Below are 22,376 nucleotides of genomic sequence, written 5' to 3'. Positions count from 1 at the left end.
TTATCGGTGGTCTTTTAACGCCGCCAAAAGACGGCGGGACAGGGCGTCGGTTTCGGCGAGGTATTCCCCGGCCCGTTTCATGAAATAGTTGTAGGCGATGACCGCCGGAATGGCCACCAGAAGGCCCACCGCCGTCGCGATCAGCGCCTCGGAAAGACCGGCCATGACGACCTCGGGACCGGCGGTGGTGGCCGCGGCCAGATCGCCGAAGGCTTTGATCACGCCCAGCACCGTCCCGAAAAGTCCGATGAAGGGGGCGTTGTTGCCCAGGGTGCCCAGCACCCAAAGGCGCCGCTCCAATTGGTATTTGCCTTCGATGCGCGAGGCGGCCAACCGTTCTTCGACGGCGGCGGGCGTGGTGCCGGCTTTGACCAGGCCCCCGCGCAGGATGGCGGCGCCGACCCCGGCCGCCTTGGCGGTCAACTCCGTGACCCGGGCCAAATCCCCTTCGGCCAGTGGACCTTTGATTTTGGCCTTCCAGGCCGAAAGTTCCTTCCGCTCCCGGACCAGCACCTGGGCGCGCTCAACGATGACCGCCACGGTCAGGACCGAGGCCAGAAGCAGTCCGTAGATGACCCAGGACCCGCCCGTTCCCACCAGGACGTGGAGAGCGGCGTTCACGAGGCCCTCGCCAGGCGTAAAATCGCCAAACAGTTTTCCGCGGTCACGCGGTCGTTGGATTCTCGGTTCATGTTGATCATTATCCTCTCGAAGTCCGTGTCGTCGCCCAACAATCCCACCAGATAGGTTGAAAGCGCCCGCACCACCCAATCGGGGTCGGAGAGCGCCCGTCGAAGAATTTCCGTGCCCTGGGCGTCCCCCGCCCGGGAAAGGGCCTGGGCCGCGAACAACCGGACCGGGGCCGAGGCGTCCGTCTGGGCCGCTCCGGCCAGGATCGGCCGCGCCATGGGGTTCGTTTGGAACGACAGGGCCTCCACGGCGCCGAAGCGGACGATGAGGCTCGTCTCCTTGAGGGCGTCTTGAAATATTTGAAGGTCGTTGCGGGTGGCGTCGTGCCCCAGGGCCACCAGGGCCGAGGCCCGGGCCCGGGTGTTGGGGCTTTGCCGGGCGATGGCTTCCAACCGGTTGATCAAGGTCAAGTTGGTCGTCCCCGCGAGGCCTTCGGTGATCAGGAAGGCGATGTCCGAATACCGGATTTTAAGCCCGAACCCCGCGGGCGTCACCAGTTGGTTGACGTCGGCCAAAGCGGGATCCACGATGACTTGCTCGGGCGGCGGCTCGGTGGCGATTTTTTCCAACAAATTGACGAGCTCGTTGTCGATCCGGGCGTCGATGAACTGCTCGCCGGAAATCTTGACCCGGGGCGCGGTGACGACCAGCGGTTCCAATTCGAACAAATCGTCCACGACCGGGGGCCGCGGGGCCGGGGTTCGGGGCCTCGGCGGGGGGGACCGGCGAGGGGCCGCGGGGGAGCGCTTGCCCAAAAGCTTCAACCCGGCAATGCAAAGCTCGGCCACCACGAAATGATTGCCGTGTTCCTGGCCCAGTCGGGAGATCAACCGATCCGCGTCCGCCGCCTCGCCGAGGTCGCCCAGATAACGGGCCGCCAGGGCCCGGCCGAACCAGTCCGGGTCCGTCAGAAAGGTCAAAAGTTTTTGCCGGCCCTCGGGCGCTCCCCGACGGTAGGCGGCCTGGGCGGCGTACACCCGAATCAAGGGCGACCAGCCCCGTTCGGCGACGCTCAGCAAAAAGGGCACCGCGCCCGGCACGTCCCACTGGGCCATGGCCTCCAGGGCGGCGAACTGCAGGGCGGGGTTTTTGTCCAACAAGGCTTCCCGGAACACTTTGAAGTGGTCGGGATTTTTCTTGGCGGCCAGGACGAGAAGGCCTTCCGCCCGGGATCGACTGCCGCCGACCCACCGCGCCGCCTCCATGAGCCGCGCCTGGACCTGCACGTCCCGGGACAGGGAAAAAGCCTGGGCCACGGGCACGCCGATTTCCAAAAGACGGTATTTAAGACGGTAGCCTTCCGGGGTGGTGAGGGACACGACGTCCCGCAGGGAGGTTTCCTGAAAGTCCTGCAGTTGCAGGGTCTTCAGGCGTTCCTCGTCCAACAGCTTGATCAAGAAGGGCGCAGCCGCCGCGTCCGCCCGGGCGATTTTCTGGACCACGGCCGCCGCCTTTTCCTCCGGCGTCAACGGCACCACCGGCGCCCCCGCGCACCCGGCGATGGACAAGGCCACACACAAAGAAAGAATTTTTCGATGGGTCACGATGTTCCTTCCGCGGGCCAACCCGCGCAAACAAAAAATAAGCCGACGGTCGGGATCGAACCGACAACCTACGGTTTACAAAACCGTTGCTCTACCAATTGAGCTACGTCGGCAGGGAATTCGGGGCCTCTGGCCCCGCCTGCCGTCCTTTGCCCCTGGCAAAGGGCGGCATCCTATTTCTTCGGCGGCTCTGCCGCCGCCTGCCGTCTTTTGCCTCTGGCAAAGGGCGGCCTCCTTGCATTTTCGACTTATGCCACCGTCCCTTCCGGTGCAGGCAAGGGCGGCACCAAAGGGTTTTTCTTTCCTCAACGGTTTAAGGTTTCCGTTCGGGAATTCGCAAATAACGACCCTCAAATATTACACCACTTTTCGACGGATTCAACCGCCCTTTTCGGAAGGGACCTCGGAAGGGATTTTTGGGGGGAGGAAAGGACTTACGCCGCGTGCCGCGCCGGCGGGTTCAAATGGCGGGCGAACCACTCGGAAGCCGAATTCGCCGCCGATTCCAGGGTTTCGCCTTCCAAAAACAGGTGGGACGCCCCCGGCACCACGCACAGCTCCCGGGGGCCATGGAATTGATCCAAGCAATGGCGGCACCGATGGAGGACGCCGGTGTCTTTTTCCCCCACCAGGAGCAAGGAGGGGGCCGACACCCGGCGGAGAATTTCCCGGGAAACCTCCGGGCGGCCTCCCAAGAGAACGACGGCCGAAATGTCCCGGGCCCGCTCGGAGGCGACCCGGAGAGCCGCCCCGGCGTCGGACGCCGCCCCCAGGAGACCGATTTTCAAATGGCGGGAAACCGGCGAGTGGCGCGCCCAGTCCAAGGCCGAGGTCAATCGCCGGGCCAACAGGGGGGTATCGAAACGGAAACGGTAGGTCCAACGGTCCTGGGCGTCTTCGGAACGGGTGAGCAGGTCAAACACCAGGGTGCCGAATCCCTCGGCGGCCAACCGTTGGATCACGCGGCGGTCCCGGGCGTTGTGGCGGGAAGATCCCGAGCCATGAGCGAAGACAATCAGCCCCCGGGGATCGTCGGGAAGGTACAAATCGCCTTCCAGGAGGGCGTCGGCCGTGGCCGTGCGGACGGGGCGTTCCGCGAGAAGGGCGGTCATCGTTCGGCCTCGGGAACCGTTAAATAACGGGCGGGTTCCCGCTCGAAGGACTCCAGGCAGGCTCGGGAACAAAAGAACCGTACGTCCCCGCCGAACTCCGCGAGGTACGCTTCAAGCCGATCCACCGACTGACCGCACACGGGACAGATGTCCATGGCCGCCTCCACCTGGGACTCTAGCTCTCCCCCGTCGAATCCGCCATGACGGCGGTCAGGTATTACGCCGGGCCGGTGAGGGAGGTCTCCCGTCGAGGACCGCGAACCACCTCCACGGTGCAGGCCGCCCTGGCCGCCACCGCGGTGGACACGCTCCCCAGCATAAACCGTTCCCAGCGGGTCAACCCCCGGGCCCCCAGGTAAAGGGCGTGGGCCCGCCATTTGGCGGCCTTTTCCACCAAGACCGTTTTGGGGTTTCCCTTTTCCACCCGGCCGGACACCAACAACCCCTGGCCTTGAAGGCGGGCGCAAGATTCCTCCACCATGCGGCCCACCCAGGCCGCCGGATCGGTGTCGCCCGGTTTCATCCAGCGGGCCAGGGGCGCCACGCGAAGGGCCGCGGCCGACAGGAGCCGATCGTCCACCACGGCCATGACCCGGACCCGGGTTTCCGCGGGCCAACGGCGGCGGGCCACCGCGTTCACGGCCCGGTCCGAATCGGGGGAACCGTCCACCGCCACCAGGAGCCGCAGGCCCCCGTCCTCCGGCGGGCCCGCTCGGCCGACGCGCACGGAGCCCCGGGCTTCGGCGAGCACTTTCTGGGAAACGCTGCCCAAGGTCAATCGGGCCAGGGCTTTTTTCCCCGTGGCGCCCACGACCAAAAGATCCGGGGACCAGGCCCGGGCTTTCTTGAGCAAAGCCCACGCCGGGGAATCGGCGGCGGCGTCCTCCCCCACCGTCCATCCGGGGAAAAGTCGGCGAAGCCGATCGGCGCTCCGCCGGGCCTCCGCCCGGGCGTCGGCCAAAAGCCCTTCGGCCCGGCTGTGGGCGCGTCCCACGGCGGGAATGGCCCGGGCCACCCGGGGGTCCGGGTCCCCCGGCGCGAGCCACACGTCCGCCACCGTCATCACCACGGCCTCGGCATCGGGCGGCAGGCCCGCCCGGGTCAAATCCTCCAGGGCCGCCCGGCCCGCGGGCGTTCCGTCGCAACCAACCAAGATTTTCATGGGCGTTCTCCTTTTTCCTCGGCCGCCACGCGGCGCAACACCGCGGCGACGCTGTCGGGATTGAGCGAAATGGAATCGATCCCGCATCGTACCAAAAAGGCCGCGAAGTCCGGGTGGTCCGAGGGGGCTTGGCCGCAGATTCCCACGTTGCGCCCCTTGGCGTGGGCCCGGCGGATGACGTCGGCGATCAGGCGTTTGACCGCCTCGTTGCGCTCGTCGAAGAGCGCGGCCAAAACGCCCGAATCGCGGTCGACGCCCAGGGTCAGCTGGGTGAGGTCGTTGGAGCCGATGGAAAAACCGTCGAACCGATCCGCGAACTCTTCCGCCAAAATCACGTTGGAGGGAATCTCGCACATGACATACACCTTCAAGCCCCCCCGCCCCCGGGCCAGGCCGTTCTTCGCCATTTCCGCCAAGACCCGGTCGGCTTCTTCGGGCGTCCGGCAGAAAGGCACCATGACGACGATGTTGGTCAACCCCAGGATTTCCCGCGCTTTTTTGAGGGCGCGGCATTCCAGGGCGAAGCCTTCCCGGTAGGCGTCGGAATAATACCGGGACGCCCCGCGGAACCCCAGCATGGGGTTTTCCTCCTTGGGCTCGAAGGCGGCGCCGCCCAGCAGGTGGGCGTACTCGTTGGTTTTGAAATCCGACAGCCGGACGATGACGGGATTCGGGTGGTGCACGGCCGCGATTTGTCCGATGCCCTCCGCCAGAAGATCCACGAAATAATCCGCGGGGGATTTCCATCCCCGCGTCAACCGGGCGATGGTCCGGCGTTCCCGGTCCGACGCCACGCGCTCCGGGTGGAGAAGCGCCATGGGGTGGACGCGGATGACGTCGTTGATGATGAATTCCATGCGGGCCAAACCCACCCCGTGCACGGGAAGACGCCACCATTGGAGGGCGGCCGACGGGCTCGCGACGTTGACCAGGAGGCGCGTCCGGGGGGAGGGCAATTGATCCAGCCGGGTCTCGGTTGTCTCGTGGGCCACTTCCCCGGCGTAAACAACCCCGGTTTCCCCTTCGGCGCAGGAGAGCGTCACCCGGCGGCCGTCTTTGAGGGCCGCCGTCGCCCGGCCCGTGCCCACCACCGCCGGCAGGCCCAGTTCCCGGCTCACGATGGCGGCGTGGGAGGTGCGTCCGCCCAAGTCGGTCACGATGCCGGCGGCGCGCTTCATGACCGGCACCCAATCGGGATCGGTGGCGCCGGTCACCAAAATGGACCCGGCGCGGAAACGGTCCCGGTCCTGGGGGCGCCGTATGACCTGGACGGGCCCCGCGACGATGCCTTCCCCCACCGCCGTCCCCCGGAGGAGGACGGTTCCTTTTTCCGTCAGGCGGTAAGTTTTCAGAACCCCGGCCCCCCGGCGGGACTGGACGGTTTCGGGCCGGGCCTGCACCATGAAAAGCTCGCCCGTCCGGCCGTCCTTGGCCCATTCCATGTCCATGGGTTGGCCGTAATGTTTTTCCACGGCCACCGCCCACCGGGCCAAGTCCAGAACCTCCGCGTCCGTCAGCACGTACCGCTCCCGCTCCCGAACGGTCGTCGGAACGTTGACCGTGCGCCCGCCGGGCGCGTAAATCATTTTTTTTGTTTTCTTCCCGAGGCGGCGGCTCACGATGGGGGTCAAGGCGGGGTCGCCCAGGAAGGGCTTGAACACCAGATATTCGTCGGGAGTGACAACGCCTTGAACGATGTTTTCCCCCAGCCCCCAAACGGCGTTCACGACGGCAAAGCGGGGGAATCCGGTTTCCGTGTGGAGGGAAAAAAGCACCCCGGCCCCGGCGCGATCGGCCCGGACCATGCGCTGAACGCCCAGGGAAAGGGCCACCTTTTCGTGGTCGAAGCCTTTTTCCCGGCGGTAGGCGATGGCGCGGTCCGTGTAAAGGCTGGCGTAACAGCGCCGACCCGCGTCCAGGACGCCGGCGGCGCTCCGCACGTTCAGAAAACTTTCGTGCTGGCCCGCGAAACTGGCCTCGGGCAAATCCTCCGCCGTGGCGCTGGACCGCACCGCCACGTCCACGGCGTTGCCCAGGCCCGCGTAGGCTTCCCGGATTTCCGCGGCCAAGGCCTCCGGCCAACGGGCGGCCAGGACCAGGGCGCGCAGGCGCCGCGCCGCCTCCGCCAGGGACAAGCGTCCTTTTTCCAAGCCGAGGAAGAGCGCCGACACGGGGTCCTCCAGCCGGTTGAACCGGAGGAAGGCCCGGTGGCCGTCGGCCGTCACCGCGAACCCCGGCGGCACCCGAACCCCCGCCGACCCGAGGGAACGACGGAGCTCTCCCAAGGACGCGTTCTTCCCGCCGACCCGGGCCACGTCGGCCCTTCCCACCTCGTCAAAGGACAAAATGAATTTATACGCCACGGGAATACCCTCCTTCGGCGCGCGCGTCGCGCCACCGGGCCGCGGGCACAAACGCCACGCGAACGCCGCTTCCGGCTTCCACGGTCAAGGGGCACGTCGATTCCGCCGACAACACTCCCTCGCCCACGACGGCCGGGGCGACAATATCCCCCGCGCGCCGTCGTCGTCCACCGCCCTCCCGCACCAACCGAAGCCGCCCCGCCAACAGAACGAACACCCCCGGGGGCCGGTGGCCCGCGTAGGACAACACCTGGCCTTCCCGCGGATCGTAGATCGTGCCCCGATCCGCCCAATACCGGGCTTCGGGTTCGGAAACGGGCCGGGCCGGAATCGACCGTTTCATTTTTGCGCCTTCCACGCACGGACCCTTTTTTCCAATTCGACCGCGAAAAACACGACGGCGGAGGCCGCCAGAGCGACGCTCAAAACGCCGGGGCTCAGGGGCGTCGTTTTAAGAACCCGCTGCAAAGGCCCCCAATACACCGCGAGGATTTGCATCCCCACCGTCAGCCCCACGGCCGCCAGGAGAAGCCGGTTGGCCAACCCCCGTCGGCTGAAAAACGATTCCCGCTCGGACCGGAGGGCCAGCACGTGGCCCATTTGGGAGAAACACATCACGCAAAAAACGGCGGTCCGCCATTCCGGCGTCCCGGAATGGATAAAGTAAGCCTCGGCGGCCAGGGTCATGCCCGCCATTAAGACGCTGACCCATGAAATATGGACGGCCAATCCGCGTGTCACGAGCGGCTCCGCGGGGGGGCGCGGCGGGCGGGTCATGACGTCCGCGTCCGCCGATTCCGTCACCAACGCCAACCCGGGCAGTCCATCGGTGAGAAGGTTGAGCCAGAGGAGTTGGATGGGCCACAAGGGGAGCGGCAACCCCAGGAACGGCGCCAGAAGGAGCGTCAGTATTTCGGCGCCGTTGGTGGTGACCACGTACTTGACGAAGAGACGGATGTTGTCGAATATCCGGCGCCCTTCGCGAATGGCGCGGACGATGGTGGAGAAATCGTCGTCCAGCAAAAGCAGGGCGGCGGCTTCCTTGGCGGCGTCGGTCCCCGACCGGCCCATGGCGATGCCGATGTCGGCCCGTTGAAGGGCGGGGGCGTCGTTCACGCCGTCGCCCGTGACCGCGACCACCTGGCCGGCCGCCTGGAGGGCGGTCACGATGTCCAATTTCTGTTCGGGCGAAACCCGGGCGAACACGCTCGTCCGGGAAAACCGGGCCGCCCGTTCGGCCGGCGTCCAAGCGGCCAGCTGGGCGCCCGTCACCGCGTCGCCTTCCGGGAACCCCAGCCGTCGCGCGATGGCGCCGGCGGTCAACGGGTGGTCGCCGGTGATCATGACGGTCCGCACGCCCGCGGCGGCGGCCGCGGCCACCGCGTGGGCGGCGCTGGGACGGGGCGGGTCCACCAAACCGACGAATCCCAAGAACAGCAAATCCCGTTCGACGGTCTCGGCGGGGTCCGTTGGCGACCGGGACCAGTCGCGCCGGGCAAAGGCCATGACGCGCTGACCGCCCTGAGCCATGGCTTCGGCGGCCCGCGCCAGGGATTCCCGGGGGAAGGGGACCGGGCCCGTGTCGCCCCAAAGGCGACCGCAGCGCTCCAAAACACTCTCGGGGGCGCCTTTGGTGTAGCCGACGGTTCCGCCGTTCCCGTCGGAGTGAAAAGTCGTCATCCGCTTGCGCGCGGCGTCAAAGGGCCGTTCGCCGGCGCGGGCCGCTTCCCGCGCGGGGTCCACCCCGGCCGTCACGGCCGCGTCCAGGAGAGCCACTTCCGTCGGGTCGCCCACGGGGCGCCCGCCGCGCTCCGGACGCGCGTCGTTGCAGAGCGCCATGGCCCGGGCCAATTGCCCCCCGGCGCCCTCCAGGCTCAATTCCGTTCGGGGGGCGCCGTCCCAATAGTACGCCTCCGCCCGCATTTTGTTTTGAGTGAGAGTCCCGGTTTTGTCCGTGGCGATCACGGTGACGGACCCCAGCGTTTCGATGGCCGGGAGACGACGGACGAGGGCTTTGGCCCGGACCATTTTCTGAGCTCCGACGGCCAACGCCAAGGTGACCACCGCGGGCAGGGCTTCGGGAATGGCCGCGACCGCCAGGCTCACCGCCGTTAAAAACATCAAGAGGGGCGGCTCCCCTCGAAAAATCCCCGCCGCAAAGACCCCCGCGCACACCGCCAGCGCTCCCGCGGCCAAGCGCCGGCCAAAGACCGCCAAACGCTTTTGAAGCGGCGTGGACACGCCTTGGGTGGTGGACAAAAGGGACGCGATCCGACCCAGGGCGGTGGCCGAGCCCGTGGCCGTCACCGCGCCAACGCCCCGCCCGTGGACGACCAGCGTTCCGCGATAGGCCATGTTGGTCCGGTCGGAGGGCCCCCGGTCGGCCGGCAGGGGGGCGGTCGTTTTCTCGACGGGCACGGACTCCCCGGTGAGAGCGGACTCGTCGATTCGAAGGGCGGCCGCCTCGAGCAATCGCAGATCGGCCGGAACCCGGGCCCCGGCTTCCAACGCTACCCGGTCGCCGCGCACCACCCCCTCGGCGTTGATGGACCGCCGATGGCCGTCCCGTTCCACGAGGGCCAAGGGAGCGTCGATGCTTCGAAGGGCCTCGAGAGCCCGCTCGGCCCGGTATTCCTGAACGAATCCCACCGCCGCGTTAAGGAAAACGATCGAGAGGATGGCGGCGGCGTCCGCCCCGTCGCCCAGGAGGCCCGCCACGGTCGCCGCGACGAGGAGGACGAGGATCATGAAATCTTGGAATTGAGCGGCGAAAACGCGGGCGGGAGATCGTCGGGCGGGCGGGGGAAGCCGGTTGGGGCCTCCCGCCGCCAAACGGTGGGCGGCTTCGGCTTCGGTCAGCCCGGTCCGTCCCAGGCCCAAATCGGCAAGGGTTTTTTCAACGGACCGCGCGTGCCAGTCTTCGACGGCGGGCGGGGAAATTGCGGCGGACACGGTATTTGGAACGCTCACGGCCCCTCCCTTTACGGCTTTGGGAGCACCTTAGCCTAAACCGAAGGAAAATCAAATGACAAGGGACAGGAGCGACCCTGACGGGGGTCAGAGCCGCTACAAGGACAAACGGGCGATTTTCAACAGGGCGGGAATGTCCACCAAGACGATGGACCGTTTATCGAGGCGAAGAAAGCCTTTCTGCTTGAACTGGCTGAGAAGCCGGATGGTCGTTTCCTGGGTGGTGCCGATCATTTCGGCGATTTCCTCCCGGGTCAACCCCAAGGTGAGGACCACGCCTTTGGGACCGGGCCGGCCATGGACTTCTTTCAGCATCAGGAGCAGTCGCGCCAATCGAACCGGAACCGGTTTTTCCACCATGTCCAAAAGACGGTCTTCCACGGCGTCCAAATCCTGGGAAAGCTTCTTGAGGACTTCGAACGACACCGACGGTTCGTGATTCAACAGGTCCAGAAAAAATTTCTTCTCAAAAAAGCACACCCGGGAATCCACCAGGGCCTCGGCGGTCATGCCGTGGGGCTTGTTGGTCAACAAGGACCGATGCCCCATGAGCGTCCCGGGGCCCACGATGCCCAAAATTTGCGGACGCCCGCCGGCCCCCATTTTGGACAGCTTCATTTCGCCGGAGGAAACGCAATAAACGCCGATGGCCGGGTTTCCCTCGTAAAACAAAACCTGGCCTTTCTTGAACAGATTTTCGGTTTGAGCGCCGTCCAATTTTTTGACGGACGACGCGTCCAGGGCGCAAAAGACCCCGGCGCCGCGGTGGGTGCAATTGCTGCAGCGAACGGGCAGTCCCGGACGGGGCGCGACGGGAGAAGACATGGGGAGAATTATAACGAATCCGGGCGGGATTAGGGCAAACTCCGCCCCGGGCGGCCGGGCGCCCGCCCCGAAGAACAATTTTCTACAATGACGGCGTGATTCGACCGTTGGTGGCCGTCATCATGGGCAGCACGTCCGACTGGGAAACCATGCGCCACGCCGCGCAGGTCCTGGCGGACTTCGGCGTGCCCCACGAGAAAAAAGTGGTGAGCGCCCACCGCACCCCCAAACTCCTGGCCTCCTTCGCCGATCGGGCCGAAGCTCGGGGCGTTGAAGTGATCATCGCCGGGGCCGGCGGCGCCGCCCACCTGCCCGGCATGGTGGCCGCCCAAACCGTTTTGCCCGTCCTGGGCGTCCCCGTCGAAAGCCGGGCCCTCAAAGGCCTGGACTCCCTCCTCTCCATCGCCCAGATGCCGGCCGGAATTCCCGTGGGAAGCCTGGCCATCGGCAAGCCGGGCGCCACCAACGCCGGGCTTCTGGCCGTGGCCATCCTGGCCGGTTCGCGGCCGGACCTTCGCCGCAAGCTCCACCAATTCCGGCGGAAGCAAACCGCCACGGTCCTCCAGACCCCGCTTCCCCGATGACAGGGGTTCCTCCCATGCCCCGGGCTTTGGCCCGGGGAAAAAGCCCCCAGGGCTTGCGCGGGGTCCATGCCCCGGGCAAGCGGTGGCCCTTTGCCGATAGGCAGGGTCCCAGCTTGTCGGATGGGAGACCGGAACGGGAGACCATCCCTTGACGGGCGTCGTTCCGCCGGGTTCCGCCGTCGGCGTCCTGGGGTCCGGCCAGTTGGGCCGCATGTTCGCCCTGGCGGCCCGGCGACTGGGTTACCGCGTCCACACCTTCTCCCCCGAATCGGACACCCCCACCGGCCAAGTGGCCGATGTGGAAATCACCGCGTCCTACGACGATCTGGACGCCGTTCGAACCTTCGCCAAAGGCGTCGGCGTCGTCACCTTCGAATTCGAAAACGTTCCCGCCGCCTGCGTCGCGGCCGCCCAGGAATTCGCCCCGGTGCGGCCCAACGCCGAAGCCCTGCGGGTGTCCCAGCACCGCCTGAGGGAAAAAACCTATCTCCAAGAAAAGGGCTTCCCCGTGGCCGCTTTCCGCCACGTTCGATCCGTCGAGGAGCTCCAAGCGGCCCTCCAGGCCCTGGGCGCCCCGGCCGTCCTCAAAACCGTGGGCTTCGGGTATGACGGCAAAGGCCAGCGGGTGATCCGCTCGGCCGAGGACGCCCCCGCCGCCTTCGCCGCGCTGGGCGGTCGGGAAGCGGTTTTGGAATCCTTTGTGGATTTCGCCTGCGAGCTCTCGGTGGTCGCCGCCCGAAGCGCCAACGGCGCCACGGCCCACTGGGGCGTCGTTGAGAATCTCCACGCGAACCATATTTTGGATTTGTCCGTGTCCCCGGCCCTCACCCCCGGCCCGGGACAGGCGCAACAGGCGGTCGAAATCGCCCTGGAAGTCTTAAAGGCCCTGGACATCGTGGGCGTGCTGTGCGTCGAGTTCTTTCTGACCAAAAAAGGCCGGCTCCTGATCAACGAATTGGCGCCCCGACCCCACAATTCCGGGCATCTCACTCTGGACGCGTCGGTCACCAATCAATTTGAACAGCAATTGCGGGCGGTCTGCGGCCTGCCCCTGGGGGCGACGGACTTTTTCGCCCCCGCCGCCATGGCCAATCTGCTGGGCGACGCCTGGGCCGGCGGGGAACCCGTTTGGGCCCGGGCCCTGGCTTTCCCCGACGTTAAGCTTCACCTGTACGGCAAAGCGGAAGCCCGTCCGGGCCGAAAAATGGGGCACCTGACGGCCCTGGCCCGCACGCCGGTGGAGGCCCGGGACCTGGTCCTCAAGGCCCGGAGGGCCCTGTCCACCGCCTCTTGACAATTCGGGGCGCGGTGGTATACTTATTCAAGTAAGTTGAGTATGACTGATGTCGAACTACGAAACACACGCTGAAGGGACCGCACGGGATTAATTCCCGCGCGGTTTTTTTTGTATCGGCCGACGGCGAACGGGTCCGGCTCTAATTTAGACTTACGTAAGGGCGGTGAGCACCACAATGAAAGGCACAGTGAAATGGTTCAACGCTTCCAAGGGTTACGGCTTCATCACGCCGGAGAGCGGAGAGGACGTTTTCGTCCACTTCTCCGCCATCCAGTCGGAGGGCTATAAGACGTTGGAAGAGGGACAGGCTGTCGAGTTCGAGGTGACGAAAGGCCCCAAAGGTCTTCAGGCCTCCAACGTTCGCACGGCGTAACCCGACCCGTTCGATAGAACCCCCCGTCCCGCGATCAGCGCGGGGCGGGGGGTTCGCTTTTTCTCCCGCCGAACGAGAAATCGGATCTTTTCTCCATCGATTACTTACGACTCTACTTCCAGACATGAAAATACGTCCCCCCCTCGCATTGAGATTCGACTTGCCCGGCCATATACTTACAGGGCCATGAAACCGACGCTTTATTCCAAGGGCTTTACTCTCATAGAACTTATGTTGGTGGTGGCTATCATCGGCCTGTTGGCGGCCATCGCCATTCCCAAATTCGCCAACTTGGTCGTCAAGGCCAAGGAAGCGGCAGCCCGGGGAAAATTGGGAACTTTCCGAAGCGCGTTAAGCCTCTATTACGCCGACAATGAGGGTAATTACCCCTCTATCGCCGGGTTGCAAGGCGTCGGTGCTCCCCCCCCCTACTACATGCAATATGCGCTGGTTCCCAAATACATGAACCAGCAGATTTCAATCGACGTCCCGTCGGCGGTTATTCATAAGGGCGGAGTGTATACAAAACCCATCACACTTTTTGATGATTCAAATTTCGATATTGCTTTCGGCGACGGTTCCGTAGGATGGGTCATTGATACGACCTCGGGGAAATGTGCCGTTAATTGTTCTCACACGGACACCAAGGGCACCACCTGGAGCCTCTGGTGAAACGGCCCGGTCGTCTTGGATTCACCCTCATCGAACTGATGCTCGTGGTGGCCATCATCGCGCTTTTGGCCGCCATCGCCATGCCCAAATTCGCTAATCTCGTGACAAAAGCAAAAGAGGCGGCGGCAAAGGGGAAGTTGGGTTCTTTGAGGAGTGCGTTGAGCCTTTATTACGTGGACAAGGAGGGGTATTATCCGGAATGCATCGGCGTGGCGGCCGGCACTTTCTGCCTGCCCTTGGCTCTTGTCCCGAAGTATATCGATAAAATACCTCCGATCGCCCTCCCCCTCCCGGATCATGAGGAAAACTCCGGCGTGCGGTTTATTCATCCGACGGGCCCCGGTTACGGCTTGATCCCTGAGTGGAAGGCGTTTAATGGCCCCGGCGGCGAGGGCGGGTGGTACTACCAAATGATCCCGTGGTTCGGGTCTTTCGACAAAGAGCGAATTCAGGTCAATTGCACCCATACCGACTCCAACGGAATCACCTGGAGCCAGTGGTGAAAAGGCAACGGGGGTTCACGTTGATTGAGCTGATGCTCGTCGTCGCCATCATCGGACTCTTGGCCGCCATCGCCATTCCCAAATTCGCCAACTTAGTTATTAAGGCCAAAGAGGCGGCGATAAGAGGCAAGCTCGGCTCCCTTCGAAGCGCTCTCAGCATCTACTACGCGGACAACGAGGGGACTTACCCCCACCCGGGAAATATCTCGCAAGTATTTACAATCGGTGGAAAATACCTGGATGCCGTTCCGTCCATTTCAATACCGACGGTGCCAAGTCACGCCGATTTCAATTTTATCGCGGGCATTCAGGGATTGGATTGGGTCGATGGAGGAGGCATTTCCCCCCCCTGGGGGTATGACAGCTCGAACGGAACGATCACGATCAACTGCACTCACACGGACACCAAGGGCACGACCTGGAGCCTCTGGTGACACGGTCCGGCCGTTCCGGATTCACGTTGATCGAACTCATGCTGGTCGTGGCCATCATCGGTCTCCTGGCGGCCATCGCCATTCCCAAATTCGCCAATTTGGTCGTCAAGGCCAAGGAAGCGTCGGTCAAAGGGAAGCTGGGCTCCCTTCGAAGCGCCCTCACCATTTACTATTCCGACAACGAGGGGAATTTTCCCGGGGCAGATTTTCTGGCTTCGTTGACGATCGGATCGAAATACCTGGACGCGATACCGACCATCGGCATTCCAACGGCCCCCGATCACCCTCCGTCGAACGGGGTTCATCAGAACACTCCAGGGGAATGGGTTGGCAACCGCGCTTGGCTGTATTTGGGTTTTAACGGGACGGGAAGCATCAACGTGTTTTGCACCCACACCGACAGCAACGGCACGACCTGGAGCCTCTGGTGAGGCTTAGAGAGAACCCTTCAGGGCGTGGCTGAGCAGTCCCGAGGGGATTTTGGGGTAGAAGTAGGTGCTCTTGGGCGGCATGACCATCCCGGCGGTGGACACGTCCAGCACTTCCTGGACGGTGTTGGGGGCCAGAAAGAAGGACCACCCCTCGGTTTTCTTGGAGTGGGCCACGGCCTCGGCGGGGTTGCGGGTGAAAAAGAAATCCTCTTTCCCCAACCCCTTGAGCGCGCCCCCGTGCAGGACGGCCACCGCCAGTTTGGCGTGGGGCGTGTTTTTCAAGGACGGCGGAATCTTTTTCAGCTCGTAGCGGTAATATTTCCCTCCGCGATAGACCCCCACCTCAAGCGTCCCCGCCGGTTTTCGTCCGTCGATTAAACTCTTAAGCGCCTGGAGCCCCGACACGGGGACGAGCTTGCCCCAGGCCGCCAGGTTTACGAATTTCCGCTTTTCCCAGGGCACGGAGCGATGGGTGGGCAAAACTTCGAGCCCCGCGTCGGTGGAGGGGTTGAAATAGGCCATGACGTGGTGGGACGCGGCGGAGCCGGCGCCCCATTGCCGCTTGGCCCAGGCGCTGTAGGTCAACGCCGTCTCGTAGCGGTGGTGCCCGTCCGCGATGGCGCAAGGCGAGGCCTTGAACAATTCCGCGAGACGGCGAGCCGAGGCGTCCCCCGACCATTTCCACAACCGGTGGGCCACTTTCGCTTCGTCGGTAAATTGGACCCAGGGCGCGCCTTTGGTTTGGGCCGCGATCAAACGGTCGATGTCGCTGGTGGAATCCCGGACCAAAAGCTGGATGGGGCTCGTCTGGGCCTTGAGGGCTTTGAAAAGGGACAGGCGGTCGGCCTTGTGGGTGGGCAGCGTTTTCTCGTGGGGATAAACGCCCTGGCCCCAGGGAACCACCCGAAGGGCCGCGAAAACCCCTCGACGTTTTAAGGGACGGCCGTCCACCGGAGATCGGAACCGGGATTCATACACGTAAAAAACCGGTATGGTTTCCCGCTTCAACACGCCGTGATCGATCCAGCGGTCCCAGAGGGCTTGGGCCGTTTGGTAGCGGGTGTCGGCGTCTCCGGCGGGGAGTTCCACCCGGACAAAATTGAGCGGGTCCCGGGCCACCAGGGCTTCCCGCCCCTCGGGGGAAATCACGTCGTAGGGCGGACAAACCAGCGACCGGATGTTTTTGCGATGGGCCGCGCCGTAAACGATGGCGCGGAAGGGTTTAATGTCGGGCATGGAAGAAGGAAACCTTTCTAGAGGGTGAGGGATTGTCCCCGGGAGCGTTCCCGGGCCCGTCGGTAGACGAAGGCGGCGACCGCCACGTCCTGCACCGCGAGCCCGGTTGAATCAAAAACGGTGATGTCGGCGTCGGACCGGCGGCCGGGCGTCCGACCGGCCACCACGTCGCCCAAACCGCCGGCGATATCGGCGGGGGTCAGGGCCCCGGAGCTCAAGCCCACGTTGACTTCGCCCGAGTGGAAAGCCTGTTCCGGCGAGTCCACGAACACCCGGGCGCGTTTCAACAGGGCGACGTCGAGTTCCTGCTTGCCGGGGGCGTCGGCCCCGATGGCGTTTACGTGGGTCCCCGGCCGAACCCAAGCCGAAGACACGACGACCGCCCGGCCGGGGGTGGTGGTGACCACGAGGTCGGCCCCGGCGGCTTCCGGCACCGACGTCGCCCGCCAGGCGGGGCCGCCCGGCGCTTCGTACTTGGCGATGAAGGCCCGGGCCTCTTCGAGCGTCTGCCCAGCCACCCGGATTTCTTTTAGCGGGAACCGCCCGGCGAGCGCCTGCCATTGGGTGACGGCCTGGCGGCCACAACCCACCAGACCCAAAATTTCCGAGTTTTTGCGCGCCAGGTGTTTGGCCGCCACGCCCCCGGCCGCTCCGGTTCGAATGTCCGTGAGACGCCCGGCGGCCATGATCGCCAAGGGGAGGCCCGTTTCGGGGTCGTTCAACACGAGCACCGCCGACACCGTGGGGAGACCCCGGGCGGGATTCCCCGGATGGGAATTGACGACCTTGACCCCGGCGAACCCCTTGCCGTCCGCGCCCGTGCGCGGGAGATAGGCCGGCATGGCCCGCAGATCGCCGCCGAATTCCTTAAAATCCAAATACATTTTGGGGGGCATCTGGGCGCGGCCCTCGGCCAAAGCGCGGAACGCTTCCTCCACCAGGGGCAAGGCTTCGCCGACCGTGACCAAATCGGCCACGTCCTCGTCGGACAACCACAAAAACTTCACAGGTCGCGGAAGGCGGCGTCGGCCGCGGCCACGGTTTTCTCGATGTCCGCGGGGGTGTGAGCGGCCGAGAGGAACGCGGCTTCGAATTGGGACGGCGGGAAATACACACCGCGGCGGAGCAACCCGTGGAAAAACCGGGCGTAAAGCTTCGCGTTGGCGCGCTGGGCGCTCTTGAGATCCGTCACGGGCCCCTTCGTGAAAAAAACGGTGAACATCGACTCCACCGCGTTCACCGTTACCTCCCGCCGGTGGCGGCGCGCGACGGCCCGAAGGCCGTGAACCAAATGATCGGTGGTGTCCCGAAGAAACTTGTAAGGCGGGTCTTTTTTGAGGAGCCCGAGGGTGGCGGCGCCGGCGGCCATGGCCACGGGATTTCCGGAGAGCGTCCCCGCCTGGTAGACGGGCCCCAGAGGCGCCAACAGGTCCATCAGACGCCGGGAACCGCCCAAACCGCCCACCGGGAATCCGCCGCCGATGATTTTACCGAACGTCGTAAGATCGGCGCGAAGGGCCAGGAGGCGCTGGGCGCCGCCCCAGGACAGGCGAAAACCCGTCATGACTTCGTCCAAAATGAGCAGGGCGCCGTGGCGGCGCGGGAGACGCTCCAACGCGTCCAAAAAGTCGGGCCGGGGTCCCACCACCCCCATATTGCCCACCACGGGCTCAACGATGACCGCCGCGATTTTTTTGCCGTGCTTGGCGAAGGCCGCCGCCAGCGCGTCGGGGTCGTTGTAGGGAAGGACCAGCGTGAGCCGGGCCAACTCCGCCGGCACGCCCGCGGAGTTGGGTCGTCCGGTCGTCAACGCGCCGCTGCCCGCCGAGACCAACAAACTGTCCCCGTGGCCGTGGTAACACCCGGCGAATTTGACAATCAGGGGACGCCCCGTGGCGCCCCGGGCCAATCGAAGAGCCGTCAGACAGGCTTCGGTGCCGGAACTGGTGAAGCGCACCCGCTCCGCCGTGGGGAAGGCTTCCCGCACCAACTGAGCCAGCGTGATTTCCGCCGCCGTGGGGGCGCCGAAGGAACTGCCGAGCTCCACCGCCCGCTGAGCGGCTTTGACCACCGCCGGATGGGCGTGGCCCAGGATCATGGGCCCCCAGGACCCGACGTAATCGAGATAAACGTTTCCGTCCACGTCCCACAAACGGGAGCCCCGGGCGCGCTCCATGAACACCGGCGTGCCGCCCACGGCGCCGAAGGCGCGCACGGGGGAATTGACGCCGCCGACCAGCCGTTGCTTGGCCTCGGCGAAGAGGGCTTCCGATCGGGGGCGCGCGCCGTTCACGTTATTGGGCGGGGGCCGGGCTTTCCGCGGGAGCCGCCGTCAGGAGGGAGCGCGTTTGCTCGACGTCGCCCTTCAGGACGGTGGTCGGGTATTTGGCGAGGAAAGCGTCCAAGGCCGCCCGGGCGTCGTCGGCCTTTCCCGACTGGGCCAAATCCACGGCGGCTTTGAAATCGGCGATTTCAGCGTCGGTGACTTCGGCTTTTTCGCCTTTCCAATAGAGCTTGGTGGTCGGCTTCGCTTTGTCCCCGCGGACGGCCGCCACGGCGACCTTTTGATTTTTGTGCTTGTCCTGAACGCGGCGAATTTTGGAATCCAAATCCTTGAGCCAGTCCGACAACGTCCACTTTTTTTCCGCCGCGCCGGCGCCCACGGCCACCGCCAACGCCATCGCCAACACGCCCCACACCGAACGACGAGTTTTCATGGTTCCTCCTTGATTCCCGAAGACGTTCACCACTCCGAGGCTTCTTCCCAGGTGGTGTAGGTTTTTTTGAGTTCCGGCGCGATTTCCAGCGCCTTGCCGAACGCCGCCTTGGCGGCCGTCTTGTCGCCGGCGGTTTTGGCCGCGCGGACGATGTTCAACTGAATGCCCGAATCTTTCGCGTCGGCGGCCGCGGCCTTATCGTAGAGTTCCCGGGCCTTGGCCGCGTCCTTGGCGATCAAATACAGATTGGCGCGGTCGTTCAGAGCCGCGGCGTTCTCGGGTTCCAGGGCGAGCAGGCGGTCGAAGGCCTCCGCGCTTTTATCCCACCGTTCGTTTTCGGCGTAGAGGAGGCCCAAATCCAAGAGAAGGCCGGTGTCCTTGGGATTCTCGGCCAGGGCGGCGTTGAGAGGCGCCGCCGCGCTTTCCAAATAGACGTCGAGGGCCTTGGCCAACTCCTCCTTGACCCGGGCGGGGAGCCCACCGTCGGGCGGAAGCACCGGGGTTTCCCCTTCCGGAAGGGTCGCGGGCGCGTAGACCCCCCAGGCCTCGCGGACGTCCAGCGTGTGAAGGACGCCGTCGACCCGCCGGAGCGCGCGCGCGCCCTCGCGCCAGGCCTCCTCGAAACTTTTACCGACGACGGTTGTTTCGAGGGGGATCCAAACGCCGTCGTCCAGGATCAGGGCGCGGTCTTCGGTAAAGGTGTCGGCCCGGGGGGTGTCCAGACGCATCAGGACCAACACGTGGCCCGGCAAATCGGCCACCCGGGTCTGAATGGAAAGGCTTTCCAACAGCGACGCGTAGAGGACCGTTAAATCGTCGCAGTCCCCGGCTTTTCGCTTCAGGGTTTCCCGGGGGAATTGCACGTAGTCGATGGCCTTGGCGTTTCGGGCTTTGTCGAAGGGATTGCTGGGGTCTTTGATGTAGGTGAGGCCCAGAGCGCCCAACGTGGCGTGAACGGCCGCGGCCCGGGCCAATTCCGGCGGCAGGCGCGTGCCCTCCAACTCCGTTTTAAGCGCGCCGATCAACGCCCGACCGAACTCGAGCACCGGCGGGTCCTTGGGGGTGATGAAGGTCGCCAACCGCGCCGGGTCCTGCCAATCCATGGCGTTCCGCGAATACAAGCGGAACGGCTGGGTGCGCTTGACGGTCTTCTCTTCCCCGTTCTCAAAATAGGTGAGGGTCAATTGGGCTTGGATCGGCGTGTCCTCGCTGACCGAAAGAATCTTGTTGTTGAACACCGCCTTGAGGTTCAATTCCCGCCGGTCCCCCGGAAGAAGGCGCTCCACGGTCTGCTCCGTCTGGAAATCCATGAAGTCGAGGAGGGTGAACCCGATTTTGACGTTGCGGAAAATTTGTTCCGTGTTGTTTTTGACGTCGGTCACGCCGATGGGCGTGTCGGCGTAGCGTTTGTAATTGGCGGAAAAGACGTTGTCCAATTGCACGGTCGCGAACTCCACGGGCGGCAGGTTGGCGGCCCGGGAGGTCCAGGCCCAAGCCCGCGTGGAAGGCCCCTCCAGGAACGATCCATCGGCCCCCGGCGCGATGGGGGTGAGCGTGTAATAATAGGTGAGGCCGGGCACGATGTCTTCATCGATAAACGCCGTCACGGTCGAGGGAACCACGCCGGCCGGGGCGCCCGCCCCGACGGCGTTCGTCGACCGTTCCAGACGATAGGACGCGGCGCGACCTTCGGCGTCGGGATTCCAGGACAATTGGATGGCGCCGTCGCCGCCCTTGGCCGACAGTCCTTCGACCTCGGCCGGGCGGAGGGACACGCGGAACCCTTTGACGCTCTTCTCATCGGCGACCCACACCCGTCCGGCGCCGTCCACGGTCAACGCCCGGGGGCGCGTTAAAATTTCCGAAGAACCGAACTGCCCCAAAAGGCGGTTGCCGCCCCACAGGGACACCCGGTGAACGCCCTCGTCCAGCACGTAGACGAGCGGCTGGGGGCCCGACAAATCCGTGGCCACCGAAACCGGGTTCACAAAGGCGGCCGTGGATTCCCACACGGTTTTTCCGCGTTCGTCCAGAAGGACGAGGGTTTTCCGTTCGCCGCTGACCACCGCCACGCCTTTGGGCAAACCCGCCACGTCGACCGGATCGCCCACCCCGGCGGAGAAAAGCGGGATGCCGTCGGGGCCGAACCCCGTGACTTTGCCCGCGCTGGGATCGGCGACGTAAACGCGTCCGTCGCCGTCTTGGGCGGCGGCGCCGACGCTTTTCAAGCGTCCCTTGCCCTTGGCGTCGACGCCGTAGGCCGTTGACACTTTTCCATCCAATCCGACGGCGACCACGCGCCCCCGCCCGTCCTCGGCAAGCAGCGCACCGTCCTCCCGGGCCGCCACGCCACGGACGCTGGACCAAGCGGTTTCCCCTTTGATTTCAACGGGGGCGGCCGGGCGATCCCCCAAGCCCGAAACCCGCAACACTTTCTTGGCCGACAGAGCGACCAATTCGGCACCGTGGGCCGCCACGTCTTCGGCCGCCAAAGCGATATCTCCGGCTCGGCCCGGGGCCAATCGCCCCACGGGCGCGGGGAACCCCTCGCTCTTCCCGTTGGAGCGAAGGCGGAAAACTTGGACCCGCCCCATTTTTTCATCCAGAACAGCGAGCTTGCCGCCCTGGGCGGCCAAAGCCGAAATCGTCCGGAACTGCCCCGGCCCCGTGCCGGCGGACCCGAACCCGTTGCGTTCCTCGCCCGCGGGCCCCCATTCCACGATCCGTCCGGAGGCTTCGTCGGCGACGTAAAGACCGGCCGCCGGAGCCGCGGCCAAGGCCGTTAAGCGGGTCGGGGTGGCCGTCCAGGCCCATTCGCCGGCCTTTTGACCCGCTCCGTCCAGAAGGCGCACCCGCGACTCCCCCCGGCAAAGGATCGCCAGCCGGCGTCCGGGAAGAATCGCCACGCCCAAAGGATCTCCGGGTTTTTCGTCCGGAACGCTCCAGACGTCCAACAAGAGGCCGTCCGCCGAAAAAATCTGAACGCGCTTGTTGCCCGCGTCCGCCACCGCCACGGAGCCGTCCGCGGCCACGGCCAGGCCGGCGGGGGCGTTCAAGTTGCCCGGCAAATCCCCCCGGGCGCCGAAGGCCCAACGACATTTTCCTTCCGGGGAATAAACGACGATGCGGTTTCCGTCCGTGTCCGCGGCGTACAAATCGCCGTTGGGGCCCAGGGCCAAAGCCCCGGGGCCTTTGAGCTTTCCGGCGCCTTTTTCGGCGCCCCAATCGGCCTTCCAGGCGCCGTCGGGGCCGAAGACGGCCACTTTGCCGGACCCGTCGGCGACGAACACGCGTCCGTCCTCGGCCAAGGCCAGGCCGGTGGGCGACGACGCTTTTTTTCCAAGAGCCACCGTGGCCACCAGGGCCACGTCGTCGTAGGCCGCGGCCGGTAAACCGGCGGCGATCAACGCAAACGTCCAAATCAGTTTTTTCATCGAAGCACCTCGAAGGAAATGGGTCGGGC

Annotated in this window: 21 protein-coding genes and 1 tRNA gene; 7 read left to right on the top strand and 15 right to left on the bottom strand. The window is 65.2% G+C overall.

The window, feature by feature from the left end; genetic code table 11:
- From IPP68_02475 to IPP68_02430, 10 genes are all read right to left on the bottom strand, one after another.
- Positions 1-621 (bottom strand): MotA/TolQ/ExbB proton channel family protein, encoded by a 621-nt coding sequence (locus IPP68_02475; protein ID MBL0349226.1) that lies wholly within the window; start codon positions 619-621, stop codon positions 1-3.
- Positions 618-2,234 (bottom strand): HEAT repeat domain-containing protein, encoded by a 1,617-nt coding sequence (locus tag IPP68_02470; protein MBL0349225.1) that lies wholly within the window; start codon positions 2,232-2,234, stop codon positions 618-620. Before IPP68_02470 ends, IPP68_02475 begins: the two co-directional genes overlap by 4 nt.
- Positions 2,235-2,274: 40 nt before the next feature.
- Positions 2,275-2,347: transfer RNA gene (locus tag IPP68_02465), tRNA-Thr, on the bottom strand.
- Positions 2,348-2,668: 321 nt separating this feature from the next.
- Complete coding sequence (locus IPP68_02460) at positions 2,669-3,346, bottom strand: dienelactone hydrolase family protein (protein ID MBL0349224.1); 678 nt, start codon at positions 3,344-3,346, stop codon at positions 2,669-2,671.
- Positions 3,343-3,501, bottom strand: a complete 159-nt coding sequence (locus IPP68_02455) for a YHS domain-containing protein (GenBank protein MBL0349223.1) — start codon at positions 3,499-3,501, stop codon at positions 3,343-3,345. Before IPP68_02455 ends, IPP68_02460 begins: the two co-directional genes overlap by 4 nt.
- A gap of 62 nt (positions 3,502-3,563) precedes the next feature.
- Positions 3,564-4,508, bottom strand: coding sequence for a universal stress protein (locus IPP68_02450; GenBank protein MBL0349222.1), 945 nt, complete (start codon positions 4,506-4,508; stop codon positions 3,564-3,566).
- Entirely contained in the window at positions 4,505-6,871 is a 2,367-nt protein-coding gene (ppsA, locus tag IPP68_02445; protein MBL0349221.1) for a phosphoenolpyruvate synthase, read from the bottom strand. Before ppsA ends, IPP68_02450 begins: the two co-directional genes overlap by 4 nt.
- Entirely contained in the window at positions 6,861-7,214 is a 354-nt protein-coding gene (locus IPP68_02440; GenBank protein MBL0349220.1) for a cyclic nucleotide-binding domain-containing protein, read from the bottom strand. Before IPP68_02440 ends, ppsA begins: the two co-directional genes overlap by 11 nt.
- Complete coding sequence (locus IPP68_02435) at positions 7,211-9,811, bottom strand: cation-translocating P-type ATPase (GenBank protein ID MBL0349219.1); 2,601 nt, start codon at positions 9,809-9,811, stop codon at positions 7,211-7,213. The genes IPP68_02440 and IPP68_02435 overlap by 4 nt, the downstream gene beginning before the upstream one ends.
- Positions 9,812-9,937: 126 nt before the next feature.
- Positions 9,938-10,666 carry a Crp/Fnr family transcriptional regulator gene (locus tag IPP68_02430; protein MBL0349218.1) on the bottom strand — a complete coding sequence of 243 codons (729 nt, stop codon included), beginning with the start codon at positions 10,664-10,666 and terminating at the stop codon, positions 9,938-9,940.
- 122 nt (positions 10,667-10,788) lie between these two features.
- Between IPP68_02430 and purE the strand changes: the two genes are divergently transcribed.
- The 7 genes from purE to IPP68_02395 all read left to right on the top strand — a co-directional run bounded on the left by purE (position 10,789) and on the right by IPP68_02395 (position 14,960).
- Positions 10,789-11,250: a 5-(carboxyamino)imidazole ribonucleotide mutase gene (purE, locus tag IPP68_02425; protein MBL0349217.1), complete on the top strand. Its 462-nt coding sequence runs from the start codon at positions 10,789-10,791 to the stop codon at positions 11,248-11,250.
- Between the two features lie 148 nt (positions 11,251-11,398).
- Positions 11,399-12,544 carry a 5-(carboxyamino)imidazole ribonucleotide synthase gene (locus IPP68_02420; GenBank protein ID MBL0349216.1) on the top strand — a complete coding sequence of 382 codons (1,146 nt, stop codon included), beginning with the start codon at positions 11,399-11,401 and terminating at the stop codon, positions 12,542-12,544.
- A 178-nt stretch (positions 12,545-12,722) separates the two neighbouring features.
- Positions 12,723-12,920: a cold-shock protein gene (locus IPP68_02415; protein ID MBL0349215.1), complete on the top strand. Its 198-nt coding sequence runs from the start codon at positions 12,723-12,725 to the stop codon at positions 12,918-12,920.
- A 186-nt stretch (positions 12,921-13,106) separates the two neighbouring features.
- The gene (locus tag IPP68_02410) at positions 13,107-13,592 is read left to right on the top strand and encodes a prepilin-type N-terminal cleavage/methylation domain-containing protein (GenBank protein MBL0349214.1); all 486 of its coding nucleotides are present in this window, start codon (positions 13,107-13,109) and stop codon (positions 13,590-13,592) included.
- A gap of 38 nt (positions 13,593-13,630) precedes the next feature.
- Entirely contained in the window at positions 13,631-14,095 is a 465-nt protein-coding gene (locus tag IPP68_02405; GenBank protein MBL0349213.1) for a hypothetical protein, read from the top strand.
- On the top strand, positions 14,092-14,529 hold the full coding sequence (locus tag IPP68_02400; GenBank protein MBL0349212.1) for a prepilin-type N-terminal cleavage/methylation domain-containing protein: 438 nt from the start codon (positions 14,092-14,094) through the stop codon (positions 14,527-14,529). The genes IPP68_02405 and IPP68_02400 overlap by 4 nt, the downstream gene beginning before the upstream one ends.
- Positions 14,530-14,567: 38 nt before the next feature.
- The gene (locus IPP68_02395; GenBank protein ID MBL0349211.1) at positions 14,568-14,960 is read left to right on the top strand and encodes a hypothetical protein; all 393 of its coding nucleotides are present in this window, start codon (positions 14,568-14,570) and stop codon (positions 14,958-14,960) included.
- 3 nt (positions 14,961-14,963) lie between these two features.
- On the opposite strand, the gene IPP68_02390 is transcribed toward IPP68_02395, so the two are convergent.
- Genes IPP68_02390 through IPP68_02370 form a run of 5 tightly spaced genes read right to left on the bottom strand, consistent with a single transcriptional unit; the run spans position 14,964 to position 22,347 of the window.
- Positions 14,964-16,196 (bottom strand): DUF1015 domain-containing protein, encoded by a 1,233-nt coding sequence (locus tag IPP68_02390; protein MBL0349210.1) that lies wholly within the window; start codon positions 16,194-16,196, stop codon positions 14,964-14,966.
- Between the two features lie 17 nt (positions 16,197-16,213).
- Positions 16,214-17,203, bottom strand: coding sequence for an alanine dehydrogenase (ala, locus tag IPP68_02385; GenBank protein ID MBL0349209.1), 990 nt, complete (start codon positions 17,201-17,203; stop codon positions 16,214-16,216).
- Complete coding sequence (gene hemL / locus IPP68_02380) at positions 17,200-18,489, bottom strand: glutamate-1-semialdehyde 2,1-aminomutase (GenBank protein ID MBL0349208.1); 1,290 nt, start codon at positions 18,487-18,489, stop codon at positions 17,200-17,202. The genes ala and hemL overlap by 4 nt, the downstream gene beginning before the upstream one ends.
- A gap of 1 nt (position 18,490) precedes the next feature.
- A complete protein-coding gene (locus IPP68_02375) occupies positions 18,491-18,913 on the bottom strand; it encodes a hypothetical protein (GenBank protein ID MBL0349207.1) in 423 nt (140 codons plus the stop codon).
- A gap of 26 nt (positions 18,914-18,939) precedes the next feature.
- Positions 18,940-22,347, bottom strand: a complete 3,408-nt coding sequence (locus IPP68_02370; GenBank protein ID MBL0349206.1) for a hypothetical protein — start codon at positions 22,345-22,347, stop codon at positions 18,940-18,942.
- Positions 22,348-22,376 lie beyond the last annotated feature (29 nt).

It is taken from the genome of Elusimicrobiota bacterium (genome assembly GCA_016722575.1).
Classification (GTDB): Bacteria; Elusimicrobiota; Elusimicrobia; order FEN-1173; family FEN-1173; genus JADKIY01.
Note: the sequence above shows the minus strand (reverse complement) of the source record. Positions and strands in the feature narration are given on the sequence as shown.